10 protein-coding genes are annotated in these 15726 nt (G+C 70.5%); 9 read left to right on the top strand and 1 reads right to left on the bottom strand.

Translation table 11 applies throughout. The annotated features are described in order from the left end of the window. The first annotated feature begins 30 nt into the window (after positions 1–30). Positions 31–420, top strand: coding sequence for an Rv3654c family TadE-like protein (locus tag OG226_RS23475; RefSeq protein WP_329349926.1), 390 nt, complete (start codon positions 31–33; stop codon positions 418–420). Here the strand turns inward: OG226_RS23475 and OG226_RS23470 are convergent. Next, positions 341–2839: a DEAD/DEAH box helicase gene (locus OG226_RS23470; protein ID WP_329349925.1), complete on the bottom strand. Its 2499-nt coding sequence runs from the start codon at positions 2837–2839 to the stop codon at positions 341–343. The genes OG226_RS23475 and OG226_RS23470 overlap by 80 nt on opposite strands. A gap of 80 nt (positions 2840–2919) precedes the next feature. Here OG226_RS23470 and bldG point away from each other — a divergent pair, with 80 nt between their 5' ends. The 8 genes from bldG to topA all read left to right on the top strand — a co-directional run bounded on the left by bldG (position 2920) and on the right by topA (position 15657). Beyond that, on the top strand, positions 2920–3261 hold the full coding sequence (gene bldG, locus OG226_RS23465) for an anti-sigma factor antagonist BldG (RefSeq protein WP_003975386.1): 342 nt from the start codon (positions 2920–2922) through the stop codon (positions 3259–3261). 118 nt (positions 3262–3379) lie between these two features. Continuing rightward, positions 3380–3817 carry an ATP-binding protein gene (locus OG226_RS23460; RefSeq protein ID WP_328680653.1) on the top strand — a complete coding sequence of 146 codons (438 nt, stop codon included), beginning with the start codon at positions 3380–3382 and terminating at the stop codon, positions 3815–3817. A gap of 311 nt (positions 3818–4128) precedes the next feature. Then, complete coding sequence (locus OG226_RS23455; protein WP_328680651.1) at positions 4129–6537, top strand: sodium-translocating pyrophosphatase; 2409 nt, start codon at positions 4129–4131, stop codon at positions 6535–6537. Between the two features lie 195 nt (positions 6538–6732). Beyond that, entirely contained in the window at positions 6733–7329 is a 597-nt protein-coding gene (locus tag OG226_RS23450; protein WP_328680649.1) for a small secreted protein, read from the top strand. A gap of 137 nt (positions 7330–7466) precedes the next feature. After that, complete coding sequence (locus OG226_RS23445) at positions 7467–8987, top strand: DUF7059 domain-containing protein (RefSeq protein WP_328680648.1); 1521 nt, start codon at positions 7467–7469, stop codon at positions 8985–8987. Between the two features lie 626 nt (positions 8988–9613). Further along, positions 9614–12115 (top strand): serine/threonine-protein kinase, encoded by a 2502-nt coding sequence (locus tag OG226_RS23440; protein ID WP_329349924.1) that lies wholly within the window; start codon positions 9614–9616, stop codon positions 12113–12115. A gap of 95 nt (positions 12116–12210) precedes the next feature. Further along, entirely contained in the window at positions 12211–12408 is a 198-nt protein-coding gene (locus OG226_RS23435; protein ID WP_328680644.1) for a hypothetical protein, read from the top strand. Positions 12409–12816: 408 nt separating this feature from the next. Beyond that, positions 12817–15657, top strand: coding sequence for a type I DNA topoisomerase (gene topA / locus OG226_RS23430; protein WP_328680642.1), 2841 nt, complete (start codon positions 12817–12819; stop codon positions 15655–15657). The last annotated feature ends 69 nt before the right edge of the window (positions 15658–15726 follow it).

Raw genomic sequence — 15726 nt, 5'->3', positions numbered from 1 at the left:
GCGAGACGCCGTGTCCCGGCTCTGGAGCACATGCGATCCCGTCACTCGGACCGTGGGTCCGCCACCGTGTGGAGCCTCGGGGCGATGGCCGTGATGTGTGTGGTGTTCGGGGTCGTACTGGCCCTGGGGCAGGCCGTCGTGGCCCGGCACCGTGCGGCCGGCGGTGCGGATCTCGCGGCCCTCGCGGCGGCCGACCACTGGGCGGAGGGCGGTACGGGGGCCTGCGCCCGGGCGGAGCGGGTGGCGCGTGCGCAGGGGACGCGGCTCGTGCGGTGCGCGGTCGTCGGCGAGACGTCGGACGTGACGGCGTCGGCGGGCCGGGGACCGTTCGCGACGGAGGTCAGGTCACGGGCGGGCCCTGCGGGGCCGGTACCGCTACCGGCGCCGGTACCTCCGGTGCCTCCCGCAAGAGCTCCCTGAGCAGCCGCACAGCCCCCCGCTTGTGCAACGGGTCGTTGCCGTTGCCGCACTTGGGGGACTGGATGCAGGACGGGCAGCCGGCGTCGCATTCGCAGGAGGCGATGGCCTGGAGGGTGGCGGTGAGCCAGCTGCGGGCCGTGTGGAAGGCGCGTTCCGCGAAGCCCGCGCCGCCCGGGTGGCCGTCGTAGACGAAGACCGTGGGGAGCAGCGTGTCGGGGTGGAGCGGGACCGAGACGCCGCCGATGTCCCAGCGGTCGCAGGTGGCGAAGAGGGGGAGCATGCCGATCGAGGCGTGTTCGGCGGCGTGGAGGGCGCCGCCGAGGATCTCGGGGTTGATGCGGGCGGCGTCCAGTTGGTCCTCCGTGACCGTCCACCAGACGGCGCGGGTGCGGAGGGTGCGAGGGGGGAGGTCGAGTTTCGATTCGCCGAGGACTTCGCCGGTGATGACACGTCGGCGGAGGAAGGAGACGACCTGGTTGGTGACTTCGACGGAGCCGTAGCGCAACCGGCCCTGGCCCCACGGGACTTCGATGTCCGTCTCCAGGACGGAGATCGCCGTGGTGTCGCGGGCGACCGTCGAGTAGGGCGGGTTGGCCTCCTCGACCAGGGCCACCGAGTCCTCCAGGTCAAGGGAACGCACCAGGTACGTGCGGCCCTGGTGGAGGTGGACCGCGCCCTCGTGGACGGTCGTGTGGGAGGCGGCCTCGTCGACCGTGCCCAGGAGGCGGCCCGTGCCGTTCTCGACGATCTGGACCGGGTTTCCGCCCCCGCCGCGGATGTCGGTGAGGTCGGCGGCCCGTTCGCGGCGCGTCCAGTGCCAGGCCTTCGCCCGGCGGCGGAGCAGCTTCGCGGTCTCCAGCTGTGGGAGCAGGTCCGCCGTCGCCGGGCCGAAGAGGTCCAGGTCCCCTTCGGTCAGGGGGAGTTCCGCCGCTGCCGCGCACAGGTGCGGGGCCAGGACGTACGGGTTGTCGGGGTCCAGGACCGTGGACTCCACCGGCTGGTCGAAGAGGGCTTCCGGGTGGTGGACGAGGAACGTGTCCAGGGGGTCGTCGCGGGCCACCAGGATGGCCAGCGCTCCCCGGCCGGAGCGTCCGGCGCGGCCCGCCTGTTGCCAGAGGGAGGCGCGGGTGCCGGGGTAGCCGGCGATCAGGACCGCGTCCAACCCGGAGACGTCGATGCCGAGTTCGAGGGCGGTGGTGGCGGCTAGGCCGAGCAACTCGCCGGAGTGGAGGGCGCGTTCGAGGGCGCGGCGTTCCTCGGGGAGGTAGCCGCCGCGGTAGGCGGCGACCCGGCGGGCCAGCGAGCGGTCGACCTCGGCGAGGCGTTCCTGGGCGATCAGCGCGATCAGCTCGGCGCCGCGCCGGGACCGTACGAAGGCCACCGAGCGGACGCCCTGGACGGCGAGGTCGGTGAGGAGGTCTGCCGTCTCGGCGGTGGCCGTACGGCGGACGGGTGCGCCCTTCTCGCCGTGGAGTTCGGTGAGCGGGGGCTCCCAGAGGGCGAACACCAGTTCACCGCGGGGCGAGGCGTCGTCGGCGACCTCGACGACCGGGAGGCCGGTGAGGCGGCGGGCGGCGACCGAGGGCTCGGCGGCGGTGGCGGAGGCGAGGAGGAAGACGGGGGAGGAGCCGTAGCGGGCGCAGAGGCGGCGCAGACGGCGCAGCACCTGGGCGACGTGGGAGCCGAAGACGCCCCGGTAGGTGTGGCACTCGTCGATGACGACGTACTTCAGGGACTTCAGGAAGGAGGACCAGCGCGGGTGCGAGGGCAATATGCCGCGGTGGAGCATGTCGGGGTTGGTCAGGACGTAGTTGGCGTACTGGCGTACCCACTCGCGCTCCTCGAACGGAGTGTCGCCGTCGTACACGGCCGGGCGAACGGCATTGCCCAGAGGTTGTGAAAGTTCCTTCACGGAGCGGAGCTGGTCCGCTGCCAGGGCTTTTGTGGGCGCGAGGTAGAGCGCGGTGGTGCCACGGCCGTTCGGCGCCTCGGAGCCGTCGAGGAGCGCGGAGAGGACCGGTACCAGATAAGCCAGCGACTTGCCCGAGGCGGTGCCTGTGGCAACGATCACTGACTCGCCGTCGAGGGCGTGCTCGGCGGCCTGTGCCTGGTGGGCCCAGGGGTGTTCGATACCGGCTTCCTGGACGGTGGCGATCACCTCCGCGCGAATCCGGTCAGGCCAGACGGCATGGCGGCCCTCGCGCGGGGGCAAGTGCTCCGTATGAGTGATGCGCGAAGCCCGGCTCGGTCCCGACGCCAGCCGGTCCAGAACCGTGCTCGGCGAGAGGCCGGACACGGGGTCCGCCGAGGGTCGATCGGTTCGCTGATTCTTGGCCATCGGCACCGAGTGTGTCACTGGCGTGACGGACAATGGAGCCAAGGCGTCGTGCACGCCCTGCGGTAAGTGATTGAATGCCATCGCGGCTGGCGAACCGTCCTGGGGGCTCTGCCGAGGTGTCCCATGGGATGACCGCTCGATAGCAAGGTGCTGGAGGATCCGTGGACCTGTCCCTGTCGACCCGTACCGTCGGCGATCGTACGGTCGTCGAGGTCGGTGGCGAAATCGACGTATATACCGCGCCCAAGTTGCGCGAACAGCTGGTCGAGCTGGTGAACGACGGGAGTTTCCACCTCGTCGTGGACATGGAGGGAGTCGACTTCCTCGACTCCACCGGGCTCGGTGTGCTGGTCGGCGGCCTGAAGCGGGTGCGTGCCCACGAGGGCTCGCTGCGCCTGGTCTGCAACCAGGAGCGCATTCTGAAGATCTTCCGTATCACCGGCCTCACCAAGGTGTTCCCGATTCACACCTCGGTCGAGGAAGCGGTGGCGGCCACCGACTGACCGACCGTTTCGGGAGCGGCGTGTGACCGCTCCCCGATCGGCCGTATAGACGACCGGTGGACCGGGCTTTCGGCGGCCCGGCCCTCCGACAGCACGCCCGTAGTCCCGAGGGGGATGCATGGCCACCGTTGAACTCCGCTTCAGCGCGCTGCCCGAGCACGTCAGGACCGCCCGACTGGTGGCGGCAGCGGTGGCGCGCAGGGCCGGAGTGGACGAGGCCGTACTCGACGAGGTCAGACTCGCCGTAGGTGAGGCCTGCACCCGTGCCGTCGGGCTGCACCAGAGCAGTGGGATCACCGCCCCGGTGAAGGTGCTGCTGATCGAGGAGGAGAAGCAGTTCTCCATCGAGGTCGGCGACGAGGCACCACGTTCGGCTCCCGGCGACAAGGCGCCCGGGTCCCTGGGCGACGATCCGGACGCGGAGACCGAGGAGGACGAGATGGGTCTCGCTGTCATCAGCGGGCTCGTCGACGACGTCGAGGTCACCGCGGGAGAGCACGGCGGATCGATCCGTATGACCTGGCCGACGACCCCGCCGGCCACCCCGCTTTCCTGAGAAATCGCCGCACACCACAGCCGAAGGGCCCTGCTGAGCAGGGCCCTTCGGCATTTCCGGGTGAGTTCCGCGACAGTGCGACGACCGGGCTTCTCCGGTGCGAAAGAATTCGTGAATCAATTCACGATCAATGCGGATCGACGTCCCGATCATCGCCTTGATCAGCGCCCCGATAATTTGATCAAGCATCAATGCTTTTAAGGCATTACTATGCGAAGGCCAATTCCGTTTGCCGCGCACTGTTTTGATCAGGTTCCGGTACCTACAATCCGTCCACATCTTGAGCTCAGCACAGGCGTCAAGGAGGACGAATGGCGGGGCTTTCTACCCCTCAGCAGTTTGACCACCCCACAACCTTCGCAGCCGCGGTCCTGACCGACGACAACCGCATCCTCGTGATGGTGATCGGCCTCGTGGCGCTGGCAGCGCTCGTGGTCGCGGGCATCCTGGTCCGCGAGGTCCTCGCGGCCGACGAGGGCACCGACAGCATGAAGAAGATCGCGACGGCGATCCAGGAGGGCGCCAACGCCTATCTGGGACGGCAGTTGCGCACGGTCGGCGTATTCGCCGTGATCGTTTTCTTCCTGCTTCTGCTGCTTCCCGCGGACGACTGGAATCAGCGCGCCGGACGATCGATCTTCTTCCTGATCGGTGCGGTGTTCTCGGCGACCACCGGCTATATCGGCATGTGGCTCGCCGTACGCAGTAATGTCCGTGTCGCCGCGGCGGCCCGGGAAGCGACCCCGGCGGAGGGTGAGCCCGAAAAGGATCTCACCGCCGTCTCGCACAAAGCAATGAAGATCGCTTTCCGCACGGGCGGCGTCGTCGGCATGTTCACGGTGGGGCTCGGTCTGCTGGGCGCCTCGTGCGTGGTGCTGGTGTACGCGGCCGACGCGCCCAAGGTGCTGGAGGGATTCGGCCTCGGTGCCGCCCTCATCGCCATGTTCATGAGGGTCGGCGGCGGCATCTTCACCAAGGCCGCCGACGTCGGCGCCGACCTGGTCGGCAAGGTCGAGAAGGGCATCCCGGAGGACGACCCGCGCAACGCCGCGACCATCGCCGACAACGTGGGCGACAACGTCGGCGACTGCGCGGGCATGGCGGCCGACCTCTTCGAGTCGTACGCCGTGACGCTGGTCGCCGCGCTGATCCTCGGCAAGGCGGCCTTCGGCGACTCCGGGCTCGCCTTCCCGCTGCTCGTGCCGGCGATCGGGGTGATCACCGCCATGATCGGCATCTTCGCGGTGGCGCCACGCCGTACCGACCGCAGCGGCATGTCCGCGATCAACCGGGGGTTCTTCATCTCCGCGGTGATCTCGCTCGTGCTGGTGGCGGTCGCGGTGTTCGTCTATCTGCCGTCGTCGTACGCCGACCTCGACGGGGTCACCGACGCGGCGATCAAGGCCAAGGACGGCGATCCGCGGATCCTCGCCCTCGTCGCCGTGGCCATCGGCATCGTGCTCGCCGCGCTGATCCAGCAGCTGACCGGCTACTTCACGGAGACCAACCGTCGTCCCGTGATGGACATCGGCAAGACCTCGCTCACCGGTCCCGCCACCGTCATCCTCGCCGGGATCTCGCTGGGCCTCGAATCGGCCGTCTACACCGCCCTGTTGATCGGTCTCGCGGTCTACGGGGCGTTCCTGCTCGGCGGCGCCTCGATCATGCTGGCGCTGTTCGCGGTGGCGCTGGCCGGTACCGGTCTGCTCACCACGGTCGGTGTGATCGTCGCCATGGACACCTTCGGGCCGGTCTCCGACAACGCGCAGGGCATCGCCGAGATGTCCGGCGACGTCGAGGGCGCGGGCGCGCAGGTGCTCACCAACCTGGACGCGGTGGGCAACACCACCAAGGCCATCACGAAGGGCATCGCCATCGCCACCGCCGTCCTGGCGGCGTCGGCGCTCTTCGGGTCGTACCGGGACGCCATCCTCACCGCCGCCAACGACGTCGGCGAGAAGGTCTCGGGACCCGGCGCGCCACTCAACCTGATGATGGACATCTCCCAGCCCAACAACCTGGTGGGCCTCATCGTCGGCGCCGCGGTCGTCTTCCTCTTCTCGGGGCTGGCGATCAACGCGGTCTCGCGGTCCGCGGGGGCCGTGGTCTACGAGGTGCGGCGGCAGTTCCGCGAGCATCCCGGGATCATGGACTACACCGAGACACCGGAGTACGGGCGCGTCGTCGACATCTGCACCAAGGACGCGCTGCGCGAGCTGGCCACGCCCGGTCTGCTCGCCGTGCTCACGCCGATCGCGGTCGGGTTCACGCTAGGCGTCGGCGCGCTCGGCTCGTTCCTGGCGGGCGCGATCGGCACCGGCACGCTGATGGCGGTCTTCCTCGCGAACTCGGGCGGTGCCTGGGACAACGCGAAGAAACTCGTCGAGGACGGCACCCACGGTGGCAAGGGGAGCGAGGCCCATGCCGCCACGGTGATCGGCGACACGGTCGGCGACCCGTTCAAGGACACCGCGGGCCCGGCCATCAACCCGCTGCTGAAGGTGATGAACCTCGTCGCGCTGCTCATCGCGCCCGCGGTCATCAAGTTCAGCTACGGCGACGACAAGAACACCGGGGTGCGGATCGCGATCGCGGTCCTCGCGTTCCTCGTGATCGCCGTCTCGGTGTACATCTCCAAGCGGCGCGGGATCGCCGTGGGGGACGACGGCGACGACACCGACCGGACGGCCAAGTCGGCGGATCCGGCGGTCGTTTCGTAGGCGGTTCTACGAAGTCCTGCTCAACGGACGGGCGGGTGGCGCGAGTTGTGGGCGCCGCCCGCCCGTTCTGTCTGTGTTCAGGCCTTGGTCGTGAGCCTTCTCTCGCTTGGTGCAAATGGCTTCAAAAGGTCTCCTATCGGACCTTAGGCCCGGAGGTGCGGCCCGTCCGCCGTGTATGTTCCGGGGCCGAGAGCCATGGAAGGGACCAACCCGGTGAACAAGAAGCTCGCGGCCGCACTGTCCGGCGGTGCGGTACTGGTACTGGCGCTGTCGGGATGCGGCGGCGGTGGCGACGACAGCGACGCCAAGCTGGACGCCTGGGCCAAGCAGGTCTGCGTCGCGGTGCAGCCGCAGGCGAAGAAGATCCAGGCAGCCAACACGGCGATCCAGAAGGAGACCTCGGACAACAGCACCCCGGAAGAGGTCCAGAAGACCGACTCGCAGGCCTTCCAGGACATGTCCGACGCCTACAAGGCGATCGGGGCCGCCGTGAACACCGCCGGGGCACCGGACGTCGACAACGGCGCGAAGAAGCAGCAGGACGCGGTGAAGGAGCTCAACGGCATCTCCACGTCGTACGCCACCCTGAAGGGGCAGGTGGACGCGCTGAACACCAAGGACCAGGCGAAGTTCGCGGACGGCCTCAAGGGCATCGCGACCTCGCTGGACAAGCTCAGCACGAGCGGGAACGACGCCCTGAAGACCCTCGAAGAGGGCGATGTCGGCAAGGCGATGACCAAGCAGGAGGCCTGCAAGACGGCCACTCCGGTGGCTTCGTCGTCGGCGGCCTGACGCGTTCCCTGTAGGCAGCGATCTTTCAGTTGCTGAAAGATGCCCCGGTACGCGTGCGTGCCGGGGCCTTCGCGTGTGCGGGGGCCTTGTCGGTCGGTGCCACGCGTGTTGTCGGTGGGAGCGGCCACAATGGGGGTGTGAGTAACTCCACCCTGCCCACCCTGCCCGCATCCGACCGCCTGGAGGTCGCCGCCCGGCTCCGGGACGCCCTGCTCGGCGCCGCCTTCACCGCCGACGGACTGCTCGACCTGCTCGGTGCCCCCGCGTACGCGGCGCTGGCCCGCAGCGAGACCGTGCCGGCCCTCCGGGCGACCAGAGGCGACACCCCCCTGGAGACGCTGGTCCGGCTGTTCCTCCTCCAGCAGCCCGTGCCGCACGCACGCGTGGCCGACGTCCTGCCCGTCGCCGAGTGCCTGGAGAGCGGGTGGCTGGTCTCCGTAGGCACCGACGAGGTCGCCGCGACCGTGGACGTACGGCCGTACGGCGGGCCCGACGGCGAGGACTGGTTCATCGTGTCCGACCTGGGGTGCGCGGTCGGCGGGGCCGGCGGGATCGGCAGCCGGGAGGAAGGCGTCGTCCTGGGGGTGGGCGGCGCGTCCACCACGCTCGCGGGCATCACCGTACGGACGCCGGTCTCCGCCGCGCTCGACCTCGGCACCGGGTCCGGCATCCAGGCGCTGCACGCGGCCCGGCACGCCACGCGCGTGACGGCCACCGACCTCAACCCCCGCGCCCTGCACATCACCGCGCTCACCCTCGCGCTGTCCGGAGCCCCGGCCGCCGACCTCCGCGAGGGCTCGCTCTTCGAGCCGGTCCGGGACGACGAGACGTACGAACTCGTCGTGTCCAACCCGCCGTTCGTGATCTCGCCGGGCGCCCGGCTGACCTACCGCGACGGCGGGATGGGCGGGGACGATCTGTGCCGGTCGCTCGTTCAGCAGGCGGGCGATCGCCTGCGCGAGGGCGGATTCGCGCAGTTCCTCGCCAACTGGCAGCACGTGGAGGGGGAGGACTGGCAGGACCGGCTGCGCTCCTGGGTGCCGCGCGGGTGCGACGCCTGGATCGTGCAGCGCGAGGTCCAGGACGTCACGCAGTACGCCGAGTTGTGGCTCAGGGACGCGGGCGACCATCAGGGCGACACGGCCGCGTACGAGGCGCTCTACGACGCGTGGCTCGACGAGTTCGAGGCGCGCAAGGTCAAGGCCGTGGGGTTCGGCTGGATCACCCTGCGCAGGACGGACTCCGACGCACCCTCGATCACCGTCGAGGAGTGGCCGCACCCGGTCGAGCAGCCGCTCGGCGACACCGTTCGGGAGCATTTCGACCGCGTCGACTATCTGCGCGCCCGGGACGACGCGGCCCTGCTCGCCGCCCACTTCAGGCTGGCCGACGAGGTCATCCAGGAACAGGTCGGTCTGCCCGGTGCCGAGGACCCCGAGCACGTCGTCCTGCGCCAGCACCGCGGTATGCGCAGGGCGACCAAGGTCGACACGGTCGGCGCGGGTTTCGCGGGCGTCTGCGACGGCACGTTGAGCGCGGGGCGCATCCTGGACGCCATCGCCCAACTCGTGGGCGAGGACCCGGTTCTGCTGCGTGACCGGACGCCGGCGCAGATTCGGTTGCTGGTGGAGCAGGGGTTTCTGGAGCCGGTGGGGTGACTGGTGTCCGGCGGCTGACCGGCGTGGCGGGGTGGTTGGTGCCGGCGGCCGGCTGGTGCGGGCGACGATCGGGTGCGGACGGCTGACTGGGTTTGGAGCGACGGTCAGTTGGGGACGGCTGGCTGGCGTCGGGCGGTGAGCGGTTGTCGGCGTCCGGCCTTTCTCCGAGGGTGGCGCGGGTCTGTCGCGCTCGGGTCGACTGGCCGCTCCTGGAGGGGAGTTGGTCCCGGTCGGGTGGTTGCTCTCGGTCGGCACCCCGCGTCTGCCGACCGGCTGCTTGAGGCGGTCGACCGCGATTCGGCCACCGGGCTCTCGGGCCGTCGACCGTGTCTACGGCGGACCGGGCTGTCGCGCCGTCCACGGTGCCTACGGCCGGCCCATCCTCCGCGCCGTAGACCGCCCGCCCGCCGTATCCGCCGATCGCTCTGCCGTACCGCGCCCCAGCCCCTCACCGCGCCTGTCACGCCTGAGGCCTGCCCGTACCGCTGAGCCGCGTGTGCCCGCATCCGGCGAGATTGTTCGGATCGGGGCGGAAAAGCCCTCTTGTCAGTGGCGGGTGCGAGGCTACTTTCAGAGACAGGTTCCACGCGTCCTCGGGGGAGGCGCGCCGTCTCGGGGGAGGCGTGATGGCCGGGGATACGCCGGAACAGGGCGAGGGCAGGGTCGTCAACGGCCGCTACCGGCTGCTGCGGATGCTCGGCGCGGGCGGCATGGGGCGCGTATGGCTCGCGTACGACGAGGAGTTGGCCTGCGAGGTCGCCGTCAAGGAGATCTCGCTGCCGGACGTCCTGGACGCTTCGGGGGATGCGGGCGAGCGCGCGCAGCGCATCGCGCGGGCCCGGAGCGAGGCGCGGCACGCGGCCCGGCTGCGCGGGCATCCGCATGTGGCGACCGTGCACGACGTGGTGATCCACGAGGGCCTGCCCTGGATCGTCATGGAGTACGTCCCCGACGGCGTCGACCTCCAGGCGGTCCTGCGGCGTTCGGGCCCGCTGCCGCCCGCCCGGGTGGCCCGCATCGGGCTCGCCGTCCTCCACGCGCTCACCGCCGGACACCGCATCGGCATCCTGCACCGGGATGTGAAACCGGCCAACATCCTTCTGGCGCCGGACGCTTCGGGCGATCCGTACGCGCGCGTGCTGCTCACCGACTACGGCATCGCCCTCCAGCCCGAGTCCCACGAACCCCGCCTCACGGCTACCGCCGGGATCTTGGGCACGCCTGGTTACCTGGCCCCGGAGCGGGCTCGCGGTGAGCCGCCCACCCCGGCCGCGGATCTGTTCTCCCTGGGCGCCACGCTGTACGCCGCCGTCGAGGGCCGGGGCCCCTTCGACCGCCACGGCGACTTCGCGACGCTCACGGCCTTGCTCGGCGAGGAGCCGACGCCGGCCGTCCGCGCGGGTGAACTGGCGCCGGTACTCCAGGGGTTGCTGGTCAAGGACCCGGTGTTGAGGTCGGCGCCGGAGACCGCGGCGCGGGGGTTGGAGCGGGTGGGGCGGCGGGTCGGTGCGGCGCCGGACGGGGGCGAGCGGGGGCGGGGTGACTCGGATCTGATGCCCAGCGGCTTCGGGCCGCCGCCGGAGGGCTTCGGACCGGCACCGCGCGGCTTCGGACCGGCCCAGGGCGGTCGGCCCACGGCAGATCAGTCGCCGGGGGGTGTCGCCGACGGTCCGCCCGGCAGTGTCGGGAGCAGTCCGCCCGGCCACGTCGGGAGCGGTCGGCCCGGTTATGCCGAGGGCGATCCACCCGGTCGTGTGGCGAGCGGACCTCGGGGTCAAGTCCCGGGCGAACAGCCCGGATACGCCAGGGGCGGCCCCTATGTGGGCGGTCCCTACGCCCCGCAGACCCCGGGAGGGTCCGGGGCCACCCATCAGGGCCCGGCGCCGTACGGTGACCGGCTCCCGGCCGTCCTCGGGGGCTCCACGCCCGGAGGCCGGTCCACTTCGGGGACACCGGAGGCCTTCGGGACGGCGGAGACTCCGGGCGCCCCGAACAACCCCGGCACCCCGCCGACCCCCGACACGCCGAATACCCCGGCGGGCGCCGAGTCGCCGTACTCCCCACAGGGACAGGCCGGTTCGCCCGGCGGTGGGCCGTACGGGCAGTGGAATCCGTACGCGAACAGCCCCACGATGTCCTACCAAGGCGGCGCGCCGACGCCCCCCTATGCGGGCGGTCAGGGGCCGACGTATCCCGGTGGCCCGGGGGCGATCGGCGGCGGGTCGCCCCGCGGGGGCCGGCATCGGAGGCCGGTCGGGGCGGTTGTCGCCCTTGTCGTCGCCGTCCTGATGGTGGTCGCCGGTGGGGTATGGGCCGTGACCTCGATGAACGACGGCAAGGGTGCGGCGGCGACCAAGAAGGCTTCCCCGTCCGCGGAATCGGAGTCCGCGTCGGCCGGTTCCGCGTATCCGTACGGCGAGGACGTCGGGCTCAAGAAGGCGTTGCAGACCGGCGATTGCGTGCACGCGGTGTGGACCGGGGCGGCGTTCGCGTCGCGGCCCAATCTGGGGGTCGTGAGCTGTGCGCACGACGTTCCGGACGGGCAGGTGATGGCGGTCGACGCGGCGCGCGACTTCGCCGACGCTCGGGACCACGGGGGCGAGCGGTGCGCGGGGAAGGTGGGGGAGACGGCAGGGGCCCTGGCCGACGCGGGGGTCTACGCCCTCACGCCGACCGAGGCGGGCTTCGGCGCGGCCGGGGGCGGTACGGCCTGCCTCGTGCTCGGCCGGCATGTACCGATCGGCGGGGAGATAGGGCGCTTCCGTAGCACCGGCTCGAACGTGTGGACCACCGAGATGAGCGTCGGCGACTGCTGGCTGTACGTCGACCACAAGACGTACTTCACCGCGACCCTGACCGACTGTGCCGATCAGCACACCGACCAGGTGATCGGTTTCGTGACGGCCCCGCGGACGATGACGTTCCAGGAGGCGCTGCGGCAGGGGAACAAGCTGTGCGGCAACAAGTTCGAGTCGACTTGGGCGCCCGGATCCGACCGTTCCGTCTTCGGGTATCTGTCCGACGAGACCAACTGGAAGGCCGGTTTCGACTCGGTCGTGTGCACCGTCGGGGAGACCGATCGGTCCCGGACGACCGGGGCGATATCGTCCTCCGGCACGACCGCCTGAGGGCTGTCCGCCGCGAGTTCACCCGGGGTTGGTCTGCCCGTCGCCTCCGGCTGCCAGCCTCCCGGACCGGGGCATCCGGTCGGGAGGGGACACGTATGGAGAGCGGGCCGGCGATCTTCGCGGGGTCGGTGTTCGCCCTGTTCGGAGCCGCGCTGCTGGTGTGGACGGCGGTCAGGGTCCGGCACCGCGAACCCGTCGCCCAGGGTGTGAACCCGGTCGCATCGGCGACCCTCGCGAGCCTCGCCGCGGTCGCCGCCCTGCTCCTCGGTACCTGGTGCTTCCTGCACGTCTGAGCAGCGCGGCGGAGCTGCGGCGCGGGCAGGTAAGAGATCACCCTCCGGATGGCTCCGAAAAGGCCGGTGGGGACTCCGGGCGGCAGGAATGGCGGTAGTCGGGTTACCGTTCGAGTGGCCGTTGCGGGCTTTTCCCGTTTGACACGGGGGCGGGATGTACCGTCACACTCCGCAGCGTCACCATGACCCGACCTCGGGACCAAGCACCCCCGGGGAGATGCAGGCACGTCCCCACGCCGCCCGGCACGCAGTCTCGCCGCACCGGTCGAAGGCCCTGGTAGCCCCGCTACGAGGACCTCCCACCGGATCACCGAGAGCACGTACCGAACGACGCGGAAACGCACCTGCTCCTCCCGGAGCCGCTTGCCCCGGGGGAGGCCCCAGCGTCGACCGGAGAGAAGAGCGAAGTTGTCCCCGACCAGCGAGACCGCACACGGCGGCCGCCGACTCGTCATCGTCGAGTCGCCCGCCAAGGCGAAGACGATCAAGGGCTACCTCGGCCCCGGATATGTCGTCGAGGCGAGCGTCGGGCACATCCGCGACCTTCCCAACGGTGCCGCGGAGGTGCCCGAGAAGTACACCGGCGAGGTCCGCCGCCTCGGTGTGGACGTCGACCACGACTTCGCGCCGATCTATGTGGTCAACGCCGACAAGCGGGCCCAGGTCAAGAAGCTCAAGGATCTCCTCAAGGACTCCGACGAACTCTTCCTGGCCACCGATGAGGACCGCGAGGGCGAGGCCATCGCGTGGCACCTGCTTGAGGTCCTCAAGCCCAAGGTCCCGGTCAAGCGCATGGTGTTCCACGAGATCACCAAGGACGCGATCCGCGCCGCCGTCGCCAACCCGCGCGACCTCAACCAGCCCCTGGTCGACGCCCAGGAGACCCGCCGCATCCTCGACCGCCTCTACGGCTACGAGGTCTCGCCGGTCCTCTGGAAGAAGGTCATGCCGCGCCTGTCGGCCGGCCGTGTCCAGTCCGTCGCCACCCGGCTCGTCGTCGAGCGGGAGCGCGAGCGCATCGCGTTCCGTTCCGCCGAGTACTGGGACCTGACCGGCACCTTCGGGACCGGCCGGGCGGGCGACGCGAGCGACCCGTCGACCTTCGTCGCACGCCTCCAGGCCGTCGACGGCAAGCGCGTCGCCCAGGGTCGCGACTTCGACTCCCTGGGCCAGATCAAGGGCGCGAACACCCTCCACCTCGACGAGGCCAACGCCCGCGCGCTGGCCGCCGCCCTGGAGGACACGCGGTTCGCCGTCCGGTCCGTCGAGTCGAAGCCGTATCGACGTTCGCCGTACGCCCCGTTCCGTACGACGACGCTCCAGCAGGAGGCCAGCCGCAAGCTCGGCTTCGGGGCGAAGGCCACGATGCAGGTCGCGCAGAAGCTGTACGAGAACGGCTACATCACCTACATGCGTACGGACTCCACGACCCTGAGCGAGACGGCGATCACCGCCGCCCGCGCCCAGGTGACGCAGCTGTACGGCGCCGACTACCTGCCGGCCCAGCCGCGCGTGTACGCCGGGAAGGTCAAGAACGCCCAGGAGGCGCACGAGGCGATCCGCCCCTCGGGTGATCGTTTCCGCACCCCGGCCGAGACCGGCCTGGCCGGCGACCAGTTCAGGCTCTACGAGCTGATCTGGAAGCGGACCGTCGCCTCCCAGATGAAGGACGCGGTCGGCAACTCCGTCACCGTGAAGATCGCGGGCACCTCGTCCGACGGCCGGGACGTCGAGTTCAGCGCGTCCGGCAAGACGATCACCTTCCACGGCTTTTTGAAGGCCTACGTAGAGGGCGCCGACGACCCGAACGCCGAGCTGGACGACCGCGAGCGCAGGCTGCCCCAGGTCGCCGAGGGCGACGCGCTCAGCGCCGAGGAGATCACGGTCGACGGGCACGCCACCAAGCCCCCGGCCCGCTACACCGAGGCCAGCCTCGTCAAGGAGCTCGAAGAGCGCGAGATCGGCCGCCCGTCGACGTACGCGTCGATCATCGGCACGATCCTCGACCGCGGCTACGTCTTCAAGAAGGGCACGGCCCTGGTGCCGTCCTTCCTGTCCTTCGCCGTCGTCAACCTCCTGGAGAAGCACTTCGGGCGGCTCGTCGACTACAGCTTCACCGCCAAGATGGAGGACGACCTCGACCGCATCGCCAGCGGCGAGGCGCAGGCCGTGCCGTGGCTGCGGCGCTTCTACTTCGGCGAGGGCGAGGCGACGGGCGCCGCCGAGGCCGGCAACGGCGACGGCGACCACCTCGGCGGCCTCAAGGAACTCGTCACCGACCTGGGCGCGATCGACGCCCGCGAGGTGTCGTCCTTCCCGGTCGGCAACGACATCATGCTGCGCGTCGGCCGCTACGGCCCCTACGTGGAGCGTGGCGAGAAGGACTCCGAGAACCACCAGCGCGCCGACGTGCAGGAGGACCTGGCCCCCGACGAGCTGACGGTCGACCTCGCGGAGGAGCTGCTCGCCAAGCCGAGCGGTGACTTCGAGCTCGGTGCCGACCCGGAGTCGGGCAACCAGATCATCGCCCGCGACGGCCGCTACGGCCCGTACGTCACCGAGGTGCTCCCCGAGGGCACCCCGAAGACCGGGAAGAACGCCGTCAAGCCGCGGACGGCCTCGCTGTTCAAGTCGATGACCCTCGACACGGTGACGCTCGCCGACGCCCTCAAGCTGATGTCGCTGCCGCGCGTCGTCGGCAAGGACGCCGAGGGCGTGGAGATCACCGCGCAGAACGGGCGCTACGGGCCGTACCTGAAGAAGGGCACGGACTCCCGTTCGCTGACGGCCGAGGACCAGCTCTTCACGATCACGCTCGAAGAGGCGCTGGAGATCTACTCCCAGCCCAAGCAGCGCGGGCGGGGAGCCGGCAAGCCGCCGCTGAAGGAGTTGGGTGAGGACCCGGTCAGCGGAAAGCCCGTCGTCGTCAAGGACGGCCGCTTCGGCCCGTACGTGACCGATGGCGAGACCAACTCGACCCTGCGCTCCGGCGACAGCGTCGAGGAGATCACCCCGGAGCGCGGCTACGAGCTGCTCGCCGAGAAGCGGGCCAAGTCGCCCGCCAAGAAGACGGCGAAGAAGGCCCCGGCGAAGAAGACGGCGGCCAAGAAGGCGCCCGCCAAGAAGACGACGACGGCGAAGAAGGCCGTGGCGAAGAAGACGACGACGGCCGCCAAGAAGACGACCACCGCCGCCAAGACCGCGACGGCCAAGAAGACGGCCACCTCCAAGGTGACGTCCGAGGACTGACCCGCACGCTTCCTGCACCACAGGGTCGCGAAACGAACGCCCCGGCATCACTTTGGTGTCGGGGCGTGC

This window comes from Streptomyces sp. NBC_01261, assembly GCF_036226385.1.
Classification (GTDB): Bacteria; Actinomycetota; Actinomycetes; order Streptomycetales; family Streptomycetaceae; genus Streptomyces.
The sequence above is the reverse complement of the archived record's forward strand: the minus strand, read 5'-3'. Positions and strand labels throughout refer to the sequence as shown.